This window comes from Lutibacter sp., from assembly GCF_041596795.1.
In the GTDB taxonomy this organism is placed as follows: domain Bacteria; phylum Bacteroidota; class Bacteroidia; order Flavobacteriales; family Flavobacteriaceae; genus Lutibacter.
In genome coordinates this window covers 1-15,775 of sequence record NZ_JBFHHX010000080.1, presented here as the reverse complement: position 1 = coordinate 15,775, position 15,775 = coordinate 1, and the positions used below count along the sequence as shown (strand labels likewise).

Here is a 15,775-nt window from a genome sequence, read left to right as displayed (position 1 = left end):
CCTCAAAATTTCAAATTGGAGAAATCAGAGATAATGTAATTCACTATGATTTCGAAAAAATAAAAACTTACCTCAACATCAAAGGACATTTGCTATTTGGCAAAAACTTTAAAATCTATAAAGAAGACGAACCGCTAATTTTTAAATTATGTTGCTATTACATTCAAGACCATTACAGCTGTGCTCAAATGGGAATTGATACCAACAAAGGAATATTATTGACAGGTCCAGTAGGTTGTGGGAAAACATCATTGATGAAATTATTGTTACACTTAGCACCACATAAAACAAGCTATGAAATTATTCCAACCAGGAATATTGTATTCAGCTTCAACGCCTCTGGTTTTGAAACCCTGGAGCAATACAACCAATCAAAAAATTACTGTTTTGACGATTTAGGAGTGGAGCCAACAGGAAGCCATTATGGAAAAGACCTCAACGTACTAGGAGAAATTTTACTATCGCGCTATGACCTTTTTACACGTCATCCTGAACTTGTTTCAGGATCACATCAAACCAAGTTCAGAGCAAAAACCCACATCACAACCAACCTAAATGCACAAGAAATTGAAAAACGTTACGGTAACAGAGTTAGAAGTAGATTAAGAGCAATGTTTAATTTAATAAGCTTTGGCCAAAATTCGATTGACAAAAGACAATAGTTTTTTAGGCCGGCCTATCGAACATAGCTCGTAAATTTTGAAAAGAGGATTCGTGAAATTTTAGGTTGTTTGAGCTAAACGTAATTATAGTCAATTTGTCAATCATTCTTTGCGAGTTCCTAAAATTTAGAATTCGATTGAAAAATTTAGAGATAGGTTCGTAAGCCTAGATTTTTTGTTTCTTTTTCAGCGATGGAAAAAGAAAAGAAAACCCACATCACCACAAACCTCAACGCACAAGAAATTGAAAAAAGATATGGTAATAGAGTAAGAAGCAGATTAAGAGCAATGTTTAATTTAATAAGCTTTAGCCAAAATTCTATTGACAAAAGAAAATAAAAAAGCTCCTAGAAAGGAGCTTTTAAAAAAAAATTGCTATGAAATAAGCTTGTACAAATTATGCTATGAAATATAATTTTTAAAAGCTTATTCAAGCTACACCAATAAAAAAATAAAATAAGCGTAGCTTAAAAAGACTTAGATCTGTGACGAACTAAGTCAGCAAATATAATTGTATTTAAAATTTCAATACAACTTATTATTATTTTTTACTAAATATATTTAATACGGAATCCCGTAAAATAATTTGATAATTAATCTGTTTTTTTGATAAAACTAAAATGAATCAAAATTCAATAAAATGATTGAACACATCATTTATTTTAATTACTTTTAACCTCGTTTGTTGAAGTGTTTTGCTAGGCTTTCAATAAAAATGAAAAAGATTTTGCTATAAATGACCTCAAATAATAAAAATCCTGAACAAATTGCCCGAGATAACATTGATAAAATGTTATGGGATGCTGGCTGGGTTGTTCAATCTAAATCGAAAATTAATTTAGCAGCTGGTAAAGGTGTTGCAATACGCGAATATCAGACGGATATTGGTCCGGCGGATTACGTTTTATTTGTAGAAAGAAAACCTGTAGGGGTAATTGAAGCGAAGAAAGAAGACGAAGGACACAGATTAACAGTCGTTGAAGAGCAATCCTCAGACTATGCAAAAGCAAAGCTAAAATATTTAAATAATGATCCGTTACCATTCGTTTACGAAAGTACCGGAATCATCACACGATTCACAGATTACAGGGATCCAAAACCAAGAGGAAGAAATGTATTTAGTTTCCATAAACCTGGTACCATTGCCGAATGGTTAAAGAAAGGTGCAAGTTTAAGAACACGACTACAGGACACACCTATATTAGATGAAACTAGTCTTAGACCAGCGCAGATAAAGGCGATTAACAACCTTGAACATTCGTTTAAGAAGAATAGACCAAAAGCATTGATACAGATGGCTACGGGTGCAGGTAAGACCTTTACCGCAGCAACTTTTGTATATCGATTGCTGAAAAATGCAGATGCAAAACGCATCTTGTTTTTAGTGGATACCAAAAACTTAGGGGAGCAAGCTGAACAGGAATTTATGACTTTTCAGCCAAATGATGATAACCGAAAGTTTACAGAACTATACAACGTGCAGCGATTAACGTCGAGTTTTATTGCTTCTGATAGTCAGGTATGTATTTCCACGATTCAACGAATGTATGCCATCTTAAAAGAAGAGGAATTGGATGAAAGTGCCGAACAGGACAATCCGAATGAATCGTCTTGGATGGAGCAGCAAGTCAACAAAAAACAAGCAATGCCAGTTGAATATACGCCGAAGGTTCCGATTGAACAATTCGACTTTATTGTAATTGACGAATGCCACCGATCAATTTACAATCTGTGGAAGCAGGTATTAGACTATTTCGATGCATTTTTAATTGGTTTAACAGCAACACCCGACAAAAGAACCTTTGGTTTTTTTAATGAAAATGTAGTGAGTGAATACACTTATGAAGAATCTGTAACCGATGGGGTAAATGTTCCGTACGATGTATATAATATTGAAACCGAAATATCTAAAAATGGTGATGTAGTAAAAGGTGGTTGGTTTTTAGATAGACGCGATAAATTAACACGAAAAAAACGTTGGCAACAAGAGGAGGAAGATACCGAGTATTCTAAAAATGACCTCGATAAAAAGGTAGTAAACCCAAGCCAAATACGAAATATTATTCGGGAGTATAAACACGCTTTAAAAACAACTATTTTCCCGAATCGTGTGGATGAAAATGGCGATTATGAAGTGCCAAAAACGCTAGTCTTTGCAAAGACTGATAGCCACGCTGATGATATTATTAAAATAATTAGGGAGGAATTTGATGAGGGCAACGACTTCTGTAAAAAGGTAACCTACAAGGCGGAAGAAGATCCTAAATCGGTACTAAACCGTTTCAGAAATTCATACTATCCGCGCATAGCAGTAACAGTTGATATGATCGCTACCGGAACAGATGTAAAACCGTTGGAGGTTTTACTATTTATGCGTGACGTAAAAAGTACCAATTACTTCGAGCAAATGAAGGGTAGAGGAACACGTACTATCAATAGTGACACCTTGCAGCTGGTAACCAAAACCGCTAAAAGTAAAACACACTTTGTAATTGTGGATGCCGTTGGAGCCATTAAATCTAAAAAAAACAGACAGCCGACCTTTAGAACGTAAACCAACAATTGCGCTGAAAGATTTATTGGGAGCCGTAACAATGGGAGTAGCCGATGAAGATTTATTTTTATCGTTGGCAAACCGTTTAATCCGATTAGATAAACAAATAACAGATAAGGAAAAAGACAAGCTGTTAGAATATTCAGGAGGTAAAAATTTAAAGCAAATTACCAAAGAGTTATTAACCGCTTTTGATGAAGATGCTATTGAAGAAAAAACACAAGAATTGATAGCTAAAATTCTTGTTGAAGATAGAACACCACAAGATTATGATAACAGCCGTAAGGAAGCACAAGAAACGCTTATTTCACAAGCTGCTACAACGTTTAATGGCGAACTAAATAATTATGTAGACAATGTTAGAAAGCAACACGATCAAATTATTGATAGTGTAAATATTGACACAGTTACCAAATCGGAATGGGATACAACTTCGGTAGATAAAGCCAAAGAAATTGTGAAAGATTTTAGCGAATATTTGCTAAAACATAAAGATGAAATTGCCGCTTTAAGCATTTTTTATAACCAGCCCTACAACCGCCGAAACATTACTTTTAAAATGATTCAGGAAGTGTTTGAGAAGCTTACTTTAGAGAAGCCATTATTGGCTCCTGATTATGTTTGGGAAGCTTACAAAGCACTGGAAGAGGTGAAGAGCGAACAACCAAAAGATGAGCTAACAGCATTGGTATCATTAATTCGAAGAGTGTGTGGAATAGACCAAGAACTAAAAGCATTTGACAGCACTATTGATGAGAATTATAGAAAATGGATTTTTAAACAAAATGCAGGGCAACACAACCGTTTTACAGCTGAGCAGTTAGATTGGTTACGAATGTTAAAAGACCACGTTGTTAGTAGCTACCATATTGAAATTGAAGACCTAGACTTTACGCCATTTGATGCCAAAGGCGGACGAGGTAAAATGTACCAGTTATTTGGTAATGAAATGAATGAAATTATGAATGAATTAAATGAAGTATTAGCAGCATAATGAGAGAAGATTGGGTAGAATGTAAACTTGGTGATGTACTTACAGTTCATAGTGGAAAAGGTTTAACGGCAAAAAATAATGTCAGGTGTAGGTTATCCAGTTTATGGTGGAAATGGTATAACAGGATATCATTCAGATTATCTTTTAAGTGAAAGAAAACTAATTATAGGAAGAGTTGGTGTAAGATGTGGTGTAACTCACCTAACAAAGGAAAAATCCTGGGTTACAGATAATGCGCTGATTGTGAATTTTAAGTTATTAGGTTTTAATTTGAGGTTTATGCAATTGAAATTGCAGTTTGAAAACCTAAATAAGCTTTCAAATTCAACAGCACAACCGGTAATTTCAGGGTCAAAGATTTATGCCTATGAAATTTCATTCCCTCCATTCCCCGAACAACGAGCCATAGTAGCCAAAATAGAAGAATTATTTAGCAGTTTAGATAGCGGTATTGCCGACCTTAAAAAAGCACAAGAGCAACTTAAAATATATAGACAAGCAGTACTTAAAAAAGCTTTTGAGGGAGAGTTAACTAAAGAGTGGAGAGCAAAACAAACCAACCTACCAACGGCAGAAGAATTGTTGGAGCAAATTAAAGAAGAGCGTAAAAATCATTACCTTAATCAAATAGCTGATTGGAAGAAAGCTGTAAAAGATTGGGATGGTATAGGGGCGAAACCTAGTAAGCCAAAAATGGTGAAAGAGTTATTTCCGTTGGTAAAAGAAGAGTTGGAGGTGTTGCCTATTGAACCGGATACTTGGAAATGGTGTAAAGTTGATAAAATTGCTGGACATAATGCTAATTCTTTAAAGGCAGGTCCATTTGGATCTTCCCTTAAGAAGTCTTTTTATACTGAAACAGGATATAAAATTTATGGTCAAGAACAGGTTATTTCTGGTAATGCTTATTTTGGAGATTATTATGTAGGAGAAGAAAAATATAATTCTTTGATTAATTGTGCAGTGTTTCCAAAAGACATATTAATATCTTTGGTTGGTACTGTTGGGAAAGTTTTAGTTTTACCTGATGATAGCGAACAAGGAATAATTAATCCTCGATTAGTAAAAATCACATTAAACCGTTTTTATGATTCTATATTCTTTAAGTACTACTTTGAAAGTTCATTTTTAAAGAGTTTATATAAAGTTAAAAATCACGGAACAACAATGGATGTTTTAAATTTGGGTAGTATTAAAGAGTTGCCATATCCATTATGTTCAATTCAAGAACAACACCAAATCGTACAAGAAATAGAAAGCCGTTTATCGGTATGTGATAAAGTAGAAGAAACCATTGTAGAGAGTTTAGAAAAGTCTAAAGCGTTGCGCCAAAGCATACTTAAAAAGGCATTTGAGGGTAAACTTTTAAATGATGCAGAAATAGCAGCCTGTAAAGCTGCATTAGATTATGAGCCTGCAAGCGTGTTGTTGGAGCGGATAAAAGCAGAGAAAACAAAGAGTATTAAAAGTAAAAAACAATAAATAACCCTTGTTTTGGTACAAGATATTTTTAAAACAACCCTTGTTTTGTTACAAAATTTAACAAAAACAACCCTTACTTTGTTACAAAAAGCTATATTTGCTATTGAAATTAAATAAAAGACAGTGAATTTTTATCGCCACATATCAAACAGCTTAACAGATTGGAAAGCAGCAGACAACCGCAAACCCTTAATTTTAAGAGGTGCGCGTCAGGTTGGTAAAACCACCTTAATTAAAGAGTTTTCTAAATTGTACAAACACAGTGTGTTATTAAATCTCGAAAAACCAGCAGATTTACAGTTTTTCGAAATGTACACAGATGTGAAAACAATAGTTGATGGGTTATTTTTAACCAACAATATTGCAAGCAATCAAATAAGTAACACCTTGTTATTTATAGATGAAATACAGGAATCTCCAAAAGCAATACAGTTGCTGCGTTATTTTTATGAAGAAATACCTGAGCTGCACGTAATAGCTGCAGGTTCGTTATTAGAATTTGCTATTCGTGAAGTAGAAAGTTTTCCTGTAGGTAGAGTTGAATTTAGATATTTATATCCTTTAAATTTTAAAGAATATTTAGCGGCAGCAGGTAACACGGTTGCTTTAGAACATTTACAGCAAGTGCCTTTAAAACCAGTAGCACACACGGTTTTGTTGAAGCTTTTTAATCAGTATGCAATTATTGGTGGAATGCCCGAGGTGGTAAAAACCTATTTAAATACGCAAAGCATAAGTGATTTACCAAAAGTGTATGAAAGTATTTGGGAAACGTATAAAAATGATGTTGAAAAATACACCACCAACAATACCGAGCGCAATGTGATAAAACATATAATGGCAACGGCACATTTATATGTAGATCAACGCATTAAATTTCAAAATTTCGGGAACTCAAATTACCGTTCAAGAGAAGTAGGTGAAGCAATGCGTAATTTAGATGCAGCAAAAATTATTCAGCTTGTGTATCCAACAACACAGGTGGAGGTTCCAATCATACCCGATTTTAAAAAGTCGCCACGATTACAGTTTTTAGATACAGGAATTGTGAATCACACTTTAGGTATTCAGGCAGAAATGTTAGCGCTTTCAGATTTAAGCAACTCCTATAAAGGAGCAATTATACCGCATTTGGTTACGCAAGAATTACAGTCGTTAAATACATTTAGAAGTTCAAAACCTAACTTTTGGGTGCGAGAAAAAAGTCAGTCTTCGTCTGAAGTTGATGTAGTAGTGCAGCATCAAGGAAAAATAATTCCTATTGAAGTGAAATCTGGTAGTGAAGGCACCTTGAAATCGTTACATCAATTTATGGACAGAACAAATCACCCATTCGCTGTAAGAGTATATGCAGGTGAGTTTAAAGTTGAACAGCAGAGCACGCCAAGTGGAACACCTTATTTACTAATGAATTTACCGTATTATATGGTAACAATGTTACCAGAATATTTAACCTATTTTACTGAAAACGGTAAACTAGAATAATTAACCTTATTAAAATAAATCAATGACAGAATCAACAATAATATCAAAGGTTTGGAACTTCGCAAATGTATTGCGTGATGATGGTGTAGGATATGGAGATTATCTAGAACAAATTACATACTTGCTATTCTTAAAAATGGCAGATGAATTAAACAAACCACCGTATTCTAAAAATTTGGCATTTCCAAAAATCAAGGATGCCGAAAATAACGAAATTGAAGATGGTGAAATTTGCAACTGGCCAACTTTATCGGGTAAAAGAGGAGCCGAATTAGAAGTGTTTTACAATCAAATGTTGAGGAGTTTGTCCACAGAAAAAGGAATCTTGGGCCAAATATTTACGAAGAGTCAAAATAAAATACAAGATCCAGCCAAGTTGTTGAAAGTCATTGATATGATTGATAAGGAGCAGTGGAGCCTAATGGGTGCGGATATCAAAGGAAAGATATATGAAGGATTATTAGAGAAAAATGCGGAGGACACCAAAAGTGGAGCTGGACAATATTTTACACCACGTGCATTAATTAAAACAATGGTGGCTTGTATACAGCCAAAGCCATTAAAAACCATAATAGACCCTGCTTGTGGTACCGGAGGTTTCTTTTTAGCTGCCTACGATTATATCGTGGCCAATAATAAACTGGACAGAGAAGAAAAGGAATTCCTAAAAAACAAAACCTTCCACGGTAATGAAATTGTAGCCAACACACGCAGAATGTGTTTGATGAATATGTTCTTGCATAACATTGGTGAAATTGATGGGGAAACGTTTATTTCTTCTGCAGATGCTTTAATTTCTGATGATGGAGCCAGATACGATTATGTATTGGCGAATCCACCTTTCGGTAAAAAAAGCAGTATGACGATTACCAATGAAGAAGGGAACTTAGAGAAACAAGACCTTAGTTATAACAGACAAGACTTTTGGGCAACCACCTCTAACAAGCAGTTAAATTTCTTACAGCATATAAAATCACAATTAAAGATAACTGGTGAAGCGGCAGTGGTTTTACCTGATAACGTGTTGTTTGAAGGTGGAGCAGGTGAGGCAGTACGGAAAGAACTGTTAAAAACAACAGAACTGCATACTATTTTACGCTTGCCTACGGGTATATTTTATGCGCAGGGAGTAAAAGCAAATGTGTTATTTTTTAATAACAAACCAGCCTCAAAAGATGCTTGGACAAAAGATGTATGGATATACGATTATAGAAATAATGTACACCATACACCAAAGAAAAACCCAATGCGAATGTCACACCTACAAGATTTTATAGATGTGTATAATACAGAAAACAGACATAAACGTACAGAAACTTGGAGCGAAGAAAATCCTGATGGTCGATGGAGAAAATTCAGCTATGATGAGATCATAGCTAGAGATAAAACCAACTTAGATATATTTTGGATCAAAGACAAGAGCCTAGCAGACCTTGACAATCTACCTGATCCAGATATTTTAGCAGAAGAAATTATTGAAAACTTACAATCAGGTATAGATTGCTTCCAAGAAATTATGGATACTTTGAGTGAGAATGTAGATTCATAGTATTTAATCACTTCTATTTTTAATAAAAAGTAAGATCAACTAAAATGGGGCAGATTCCAAATTATTTTGCCCCATCTCCAGCAGTATTCTGTTCCGTTACTCTCCACTACATACAGCTTCCGTTTCCGTGCAGTAAGAGCTAAAAAAAGCACTTACTTTTTGCCTTTGCGCTTTTTAATTCCGTTTCCATAAGAATAAACACAATAAAACAGAAACATTCGTGCAGCCAATAAAGAAATAGGTCTAATTACAAAATTTGGATTGCGCCAAAATAGCATCAATTGCACCATAATAGGTGTTTTAATAAATAAAAGTAAATAATAAGGCTCCTTTGTGGTGTTTAGTAGCGTTCAAAAATTTAGCACGTTCATTGTCACTGAACACAGTAAAATAATGAACGAACTAATTTAAATACAACCGTTGTTAATTTTGCAACAGTTCAACTTACGTGAAATACTCGGTTGTTCAAAGTCAATAATATACCCCATCTACAGCAGTATTCCATTCCGTTGCACTTCATTGCATACAGCTTCCAATTCCGCACAGTAAAAACCACCAAAAAAGCCTGTCCTGAGCGTAGTCGAAGGGCAAGTACTTACTCTTTGCCTTTGCGCTCACGTCATCCTCAGCTTGACTGGGGATCTCATCATAGAATAATTCCAATTTCACTCCGTTTCCATTAGAAAAGACACAACAAACTACAAACATCCGTGCAGGCAATTAAGTTAAGTGTGCCTATAATTTAAACAATAATGAACTTAACGCAATAAGATGTCTAGCTTAGCTAATAATCACTCCCTATAAAATCTGAACTTATATTAACATACCTATTATTTTTAAATTTATATTTCATATAGTAATGCTCTGAAGGACAACAGCGTGCATCATTTTCTGTGTAAATAGAAGCTTCTGCTAATAGTATTCCATTTTCTGCATTTTTAACACGGATATAACCGTAACCCTTGGGTTTAGCTAATTCCCAGTCTGTAGTAACGTTTGTTAATGTGTAAGCTCCCTTTTTTAATAGGAAAGTAAAAATATCCTGACTGTAGGTATTTCCACCCCTCCAACCTCCTTCAGTATGCACAACAACTATTAAATCATTGGTGCCATCATTGTCTAAGTCCGTATATAAAATAGGGCTTGACATATAAAGATTAATCTCTTGTTTTAAGGGTATTTTACAATGTATCATGGTAGCGGAATACTGAATGTCGCCTTCTAAGTATTTAAAAACTAAATCAAAAACACTATCCGTTTTAGTTTCAGTACTTGGATATTTTTTGAAACTATTGTGCTCTTTTTTAAAAGCTTTCCATTCTTTAGCATATTCATTATAATAATATGTTTTTATTTTGTTTAATACATTTTCATCTAGTAAGCCGTGATTCTCAATTTCTATAGTTTTATTTAAATAATTGATATTTTTATTCGTACTAGTTTCGATTGAAATTGAATTGGGTGTTTCCTTTTTTATGATAGGAGGTAATTTTTCTTTTTCAGTAAGTAAATTAACTTTAGGTTTTTTGTTTGCAATGCAAGCGTTAAACAACAAGGCATTCAAACTAATAATAAATATTTTCTTTAGCAATTTCATTTTTCAAGTTATTAAATTAATGTACTTCATATAACATTAAATATTTATAGATATTGCCACGTTGCACAAATAATTTAACTTAATTTTTATCTTCAATTTCTATGATTAAAAACAAAATAAAGAATCTAGTTTTCTTATTATATTTTATAATAATTTTATTTCTGTTTACTAGGACCCATAATAGCAGTATTCCATTCCGTTGCACTCCATTGCCTAAGGCTTCCAATAAAGTATAGGTACTTGCTAAAAAAAGCTTGCTCTACCCATAATCTTAGAGCAAGCTGCTAGTCTTTACCTTTGGAATTTTAAATCTGATTTTCTTAAAAATCTTTCAAAATTCACAAATTAGCAGCTTTTTAATTATGAATGTATTTTTTAAATTTATACACTAAAACAATTTAAGAATGATAGGTGCAATTATAGGTGACATTGTTGGCTCAATTTACGAGTTCAACAATCATAAAAGCAAGGAGTTTCCTCTCTTTAAAAAGGAAAGCACATTTACAGATGACACGGTTATGACTATTGCAGTTGCAGATTTTATATTATGTGACCACGGAAATCCTGGGCAACCAAGATATATTTCTTATTTACATAATTGGTATAAGAAATATCCAAACGAATCGTATGGCTCAAAGTTTATTCAATGGATAAAAGCCTTTGACACGCTTCGTTACGTTGATTACAAACCATATAACAGTTTTGGCAATGGTGCTGCTATGAGAATATCGCCTGTTGCAGATAGTATTAGGAGTATGGAAAGTTGTATGTTAAATGCTAAAGGTTTTACAGAAGTTTCTCACAACCATCCTGAAGGAATTAAAGGCGCTCAGGCTACGGCAGGATTGATTTTACTTTCAAGAACAGAAAAGGATAAATCCAAACTCCGTAAATACATAGAACAGGGATTTGGTTATGACTTAAACAGAACAGTTGACGAATTGAGAGAAACGTATTTATACAATGAAACCTGTCAAGAAACCGTTCCTGAAGCAATTATTTGTTTTTTAGAAAGTACAGATTTTGAGGATGCAATCCGTAATGCAATTTCAATCGGTGGCGATAGTGATACCTTAGCTGCCATAACAGGTTCAATAGCAGAAGCGTATTACCAAGAAATTCCGAAATGGATATTAGAAGAAACAATAAACAGACTACCTACCGATATAAAGGAAGTACTTAGAAGATTTTACAGAGAAATCTTATGACTATCCTAAAATAGCAAAAACAGTGATAGAACTAACTCAATCAAGTGCTAAGTGAATTACAAATTTTTAAGAATTCAAATCTAAATTGAAATTAAAGAATAAATGAAATCAAAAAGCCATCCATCTCCAGCAGTATTCCGTTCCGTTGCACTACACTGCATACAGCTTCCAATTCCGCACAGTAAGAACTTGCTGAAAAAAAGCCTGTCCTGAGCGTAGTCGAAGGGCAAGAACTTACTTTTTGCCTTTGCCCTTTTGATACGTCATCCTGAACTTGTTTCAGGATCTCATCATAATCCGAACAACTAACAATTCCGTTTCCATAAGTAACAGTAGTAAAAACTACAAACATTCGTGCAGGTAATATAGATAGATAAAATATTTTGATAAAAAAGATTTCATTATAGTTCACTATTTTACGAAACCAAACAAAATGATTTGGTTTCGTTAGGGTTTCAGTATTGATTTTTTATATGGAAATGACAACTTTCCAAAATTGTTAATTTAAAGCGTATTTTAATTCTAAAAATATCGAACACACTTAAATCGATTGAGATAACTTAAATTTACACTAAAATCGTACGCAATTGAAAATTCGTGTACTCCTCCAGTTAAACCAATATTACTTGTGTTAATATCATATGAATAACCAAATTTAAAACCTTCCCATTTTATCCCAGCAAAAACATCAAAAGAGCTTATAAAATCATTACTTAACCCTGTTTTTAATGGATTTGTTGCTATTAAAAACCCAAGAGTAAATTTATTGTCATACACATATTGACTACCTATATCAAGCCTGCTATATTTAGATTGCATCATGAAGTTGGAGAGAAAATAGACACTGTTATTATCAGAATATCTGTTATTAGAATATCTATAAAGTGGAAATTCTAGATTTGCATGAGCGGAAATAAATATATCCAATGGAGTATCTTCATATTGGGTCATAGATATATTTGGTCTATTCAAATGACGAAGTGTAAGTCCTACCCAGGAGTTTTCATTATTAAATAACAATGAAGAACTAAAATCAAAAAAAGTCCTGCTATCATTTAATGTTATTGGATCCATCGTATTAGGATGTATAAATCCTGTATTTATATTAATTTGATCTTCCAATAAAATATTTTGAAAACCAAAATCTTTAAACCCAAATCCCACAGAAACACTTGGTCTTACAAACCAATCCTCATTTAATTGAATTGCCAGTGCATAGTTTAAATTAATTTGATTAAAGTTGTATTTAGATTCACTTTCGGTATGTTTTAAAAATGTAATACCAATGCCACTTTTCACCCCTTCAAACCAAGAATCAATATATAAAAAATCGGTATTAATTTTAACTCCAAAACTAGTCCATTGGGAACGATGTATCATCCCTAATTTAGTACTTCTTAACGCACCTGTAAATGAAGTATTTATGGTTTCAGGAACCAAAAAAGTTTGTGTAAAAATTGGATCCTGAGAATAAATTTTTCCAAAAACAAAGAGTGCTAATATTAAACTATACTTCATAAATCCTTTATTTAAGTAATGTTATAGGTGTTGTTTCTGTTAGCTGCTTATTATAAAATGTAGTAGCCCTAACAACCATTACGTAATTCCCATTTTCGGCATAACTTCCCCTGAGCATACCGTCCCATCCTTTTAAAGAAAGACCCTCTTCAAAATAAATCAAAGAGCCCCAAGTATCATAAATACTCATTTCCATAGTAGTTAAACCTTTAAATGACGGTCTTATCGTATCATTAATTCCATCATCATTTGGAGTAAAACCTGTAGGGTTTATAAGCTCATATCCTTTTGTAACCAATAATGTTCGACTAAATGAATAAGTACAACCAATCGCATATTCAACAGTTTGTGTAACCTCAAATGAATCTTCATAAGTATATATATGTTCTGGATTTTCTTCATAAACAATTAGTGAGCCATCACCAAAATCCCAGCTAATTGAAATATAATCACCTGTTGAATTATTGGTAAATTGAATAGGATCTTGTATAGACAAAGTGTGATACTCTTCAATACCAAATGAAGTATATTCTAACGATTGTTTTCCAATATATGGCAAATCGTCCACCACAAAATTTTCTTGATAAGTGCACCCATTTGAATCTGTTATTTGAACCGTGTAGGTTCCTCCTTGATTTGTGGTCATTATTTCCCTATTTGAACCAGAAGCAATACCACCAGACCAATTAAATAAATAAGGAGGAAATCCACCCAAGCCATTTGCTTTTGTCTCTTGACCAACTTCTTTTAAATCACAATTTGTAACAATATTTGATGTAAGCATTAAATCTAAAGGTGCCTGTCTTATAACCGTAAATTGTTCCGTGACCGAGCAATTGTAAACATCTGTAACAGTGACCATATAATTTCCTGCAGGAATACTTGTTAAATCTTCTGTTGTACTTCCATTGCTCCAATTATAAGTATATGGTAAGGTCCCTCCAAAAACTTGTAAATCGATACTTCCGCTATTTACATTGTTACAATCTGTGGCATCTCCTACAATTCCGTTTAATGAAAGCGCTGAGGGCTCTATAATTATAAAACTTTCATTGATTGGACATTGATAAGCTGCACTATCTGTAATTAAAACCGAGTATGTCCCTGCTGCAAGATTATTTCTTTGAACACCAGCACTGTTATCATCACTCCAAGTTACAGATAATGGTCCCACGCCACCAACCACATTCAAATCAATGGATCCATTATTTTCCCCAAAACAAGTAATTTGAGTGACTACAGGGTCTATATGAAAAATAGGCTCTGTAATTTCAATTGTTTCAATTTTCTGACAGTTATTTTGATCTACAACCGTAACCATATAAATTCCTGGAGATAGATTATTTTGAACCAATCCATTTCCTAAATTACTCCAAGTAACGGTGTACGGAGCAACCCCTCCACTAAGTGATAATTGAATACTTCCATCATTAGCTCCATAACATGTAACATCCGTTTTAACTACATCAATAATAATTTCTGAAGGCTGATTTAACGGAACACTTATTTGTTCTATGCAACCTAAACTATCTGTAGTTGTTAATAAATAGGTACCTGCAGTCAAGCCATAAATATTTTGAGAAGTACTCACAAATCCACCAGGCCCCTGCCACTTAAATTGATAATCAAAAATACCTGGTGCTGTTTCAAACGGAGTTCCTCCAGACGCCTCTACCTCAATAGAGCCATTACTTTCTCTAAAACATAATATATTTACTGAAGAAATTACATTTATTACTAAAGGTATAGGTTCTGTTAAAATATACGTTTCTGAAACCAAACAACCATTCGCGTCACTAATTTCAATAATATAGGTCCCTACTCCTAAAACTGTTTGATCTTCAATTCCATTAACAATTCCTGATCCATCAACTGTCGTCCAGTTATAGTTGTAAGGTGGTGTACCTCCTTCTACTGAAATTTTAACAATCCCATCCAAATTGCCAAAACAATTAATGTTTTTTACTTCATCCGTTACAATAATCAATGCATTCGGTTCTGTAATTGTGTAAGTTTTTGAAAATGGACAACCACCTGCATCATTAACTTCTAATGTATAATCACCCGACACTAAATTATAAATACTTTCGGTTGTTGCTACAAAACCATTTGGACCTGTCCAAGAAATTAAATATGGGGAACCAGTGCTAAATGGAATCCCACCAGTTATGGTAGCTTCTAACGAAGCATTATCAGAGTTAAAACAAGAGTTATTTGTTACCACAACATCAGCATTGGTCGCTGGATTAACTGTTACTGCCACATTAAAATTAGCTCCTATACAACTTCCCGAAAATGGTGTAACTGTGTATAAAACGGTTGAAGGATTCGTTGTTGTGTTTATAAGCGTTTGACTAATGGTGCTTTGAGGTACCAATTCCTCCAGTGCTCCAGTTATAGAACCTGAAGGCGTTATTATAGGTGTTGACCAAGTATACATGGTCCCCGCAGGAACAATATTCCCAGCAATAGTGGATGGATCAACTATAAATGAATTACTGCTGCAAATAGTGCTGCTTTCTGAATTTATTTGAGGTACCTGATTTACTTCCACACTGGCTATTTCAGAAATTAAATTTGTACATCCTCCTGCTGGAAAAGTAATCACCACATAATAATAAATCGTCCCAACAGTATCAGTTGGTGGATCATAAGTGTCATTTGTAGCTATTGATATTGCTGTTCCGCCTAAGTTTGAATCTGTTGTATTTTCATACCATTGATAT

Annotated in this window: 10 protein-coding genes and 1 pseudogene; 8 read left to right on the top strand and 3 right to left on the bottom strand. The window is 33.8% G+C overall.

Annotation, left to right across the window (positions count from 1 at the left end):
- The 7 genes and pseudogenes from ABY298_RS10285 to ABY298_RS10255 form a co-directional block, all read left to right on the top strand.
- The coding region (locus ABY298_RS10285; RefSeq protein WP_372745966.1) for an ATPase at positions 1-662 on the top strand (662 nt) is incomplete at its 5' end.
- Positions 663-869: 207 nt separating this feature from the next.
- A pseudogene (locus ABY298_RS10280) lies at positions 870-1,001 on the top strand (ATPase); the annotation flags it as partial.
- Between the two features lie 397 nt (positions 1,002-1,398).
- A complete protein-coding gene (locus ABY298_RS10275; protein ID WP_372745965.1) occupies positions 1,399-3,216 on the top strand; it encodes a DEAD/DEAH box helicase family protein in 1,818 nt (605 codons plus the stop codon).
- Positions 3,161-4,210: a type I restriction-modification enzyme R subunit C-terminal domain-containing protein gene (locus ABY298_RS10270; protein WP_372745964.1), complete on the top strand. Its 1,050-nt coding sequence runs from the start codon at positions 3,161-3,163 to the stop codon at positions 4,208-4,210. The genes ABY298_RS10275 and ABY298_RS10270 overlap by 56 nt, the downstream gene beginning before the upstream one ends.
- Positions 4,211-4,288: 78 nt before the next feature.
- Entirely contained in the window at positions 4,289-5,692 is a 1,404-nt protein-coding gene (locus ABY298_RS10265) for a restriction endonuclease subunit S (protein ID WP_372745963.1), read from the top strand.
- Positions 5,693-5,815: 123 nt separating this feature from the next.
- Positions 5,816-7,177, top strand: coding sequence for an ATP-binding protein (locus ABY298_RS10260; RefSeq protein ID WP_372745962.1), 1,362 nt, complete (start codon positions 5,816-5,818; stop codon positions 7,175-7,177).
- Between the two features lie 22 nt (positions 7,178-7,199).
- A complete protein-coding gene (locus ABY298_RS10255; protein ID WP_372745961.1) occupies positions 7,200-8,726 on the top strand; it encodes an N-6 DNA methylase in 1,527 nt (508 codons plus the stop codon).
- Positions 8,727-9,510: 784 nt separating this feature from the next.
- Here ABY298_RS10255 and ABY298_RS10250 read toward each other — a convergent pair.
- On the bottom strand, positions 9,511-10,323 hold the full coding sequence (locus tag ABY298_RS10250) for a hypothetical protein (RefSeq protein WP_372745960.1): 813 nt from the start codon (positions 10,321-10,323) through the stop codon (positions 9,511-9,513).
- Positions 10,324-10,727: 404 nt separating this feature from the next.
- Between ABY298_RS10250 and ABY298_RS10245 the strand changes: the two genes are divergently transcribed.
- Positions 10,728-11,531 carry an ADP-ribosylglycohydrolase family protein gene (locus ABY298_RS10245; protein ID WP_372745959.1) on the top strand — a complete coding sequence of 268 codons (804 nt, stop codon included), beginning with the start codon at positions 10,728-10,730 and terminating at the stop codon, positions 11,529-11,531.
- Between the two features lie 522 nt (positions 11,532-12,053).
- Here the strand turns inward: ABY298_RS10245 and ABY298_RS10240 are convergent.
- Together ABY298_RS10240 and ABY298_RS10235 are read right to left on the bottom strand one after the other, a co-directional pair.
- Complete coding sequence (locus ABY298_RS10240) at positions 12,054-13,049, bottom strand: PorP/SprF family type IX secretion system membrane protein (RefSeq protein ID WP_372745958.1); 996 nt, start codon at positions 13,047-13,049, stop codon at positions 12,054-12,056.
- A 7-nt stretch (positions 13,050-13,056) separates the two neighbouring features.
- On the bottom strand, positions 13,057-15,775 hold a 2,719-nt coding region (locus ABY298_RS10235; RefSeq protein WP_372745957.1), incomplete at its 5' end, for a PKD-like domain-containing protein.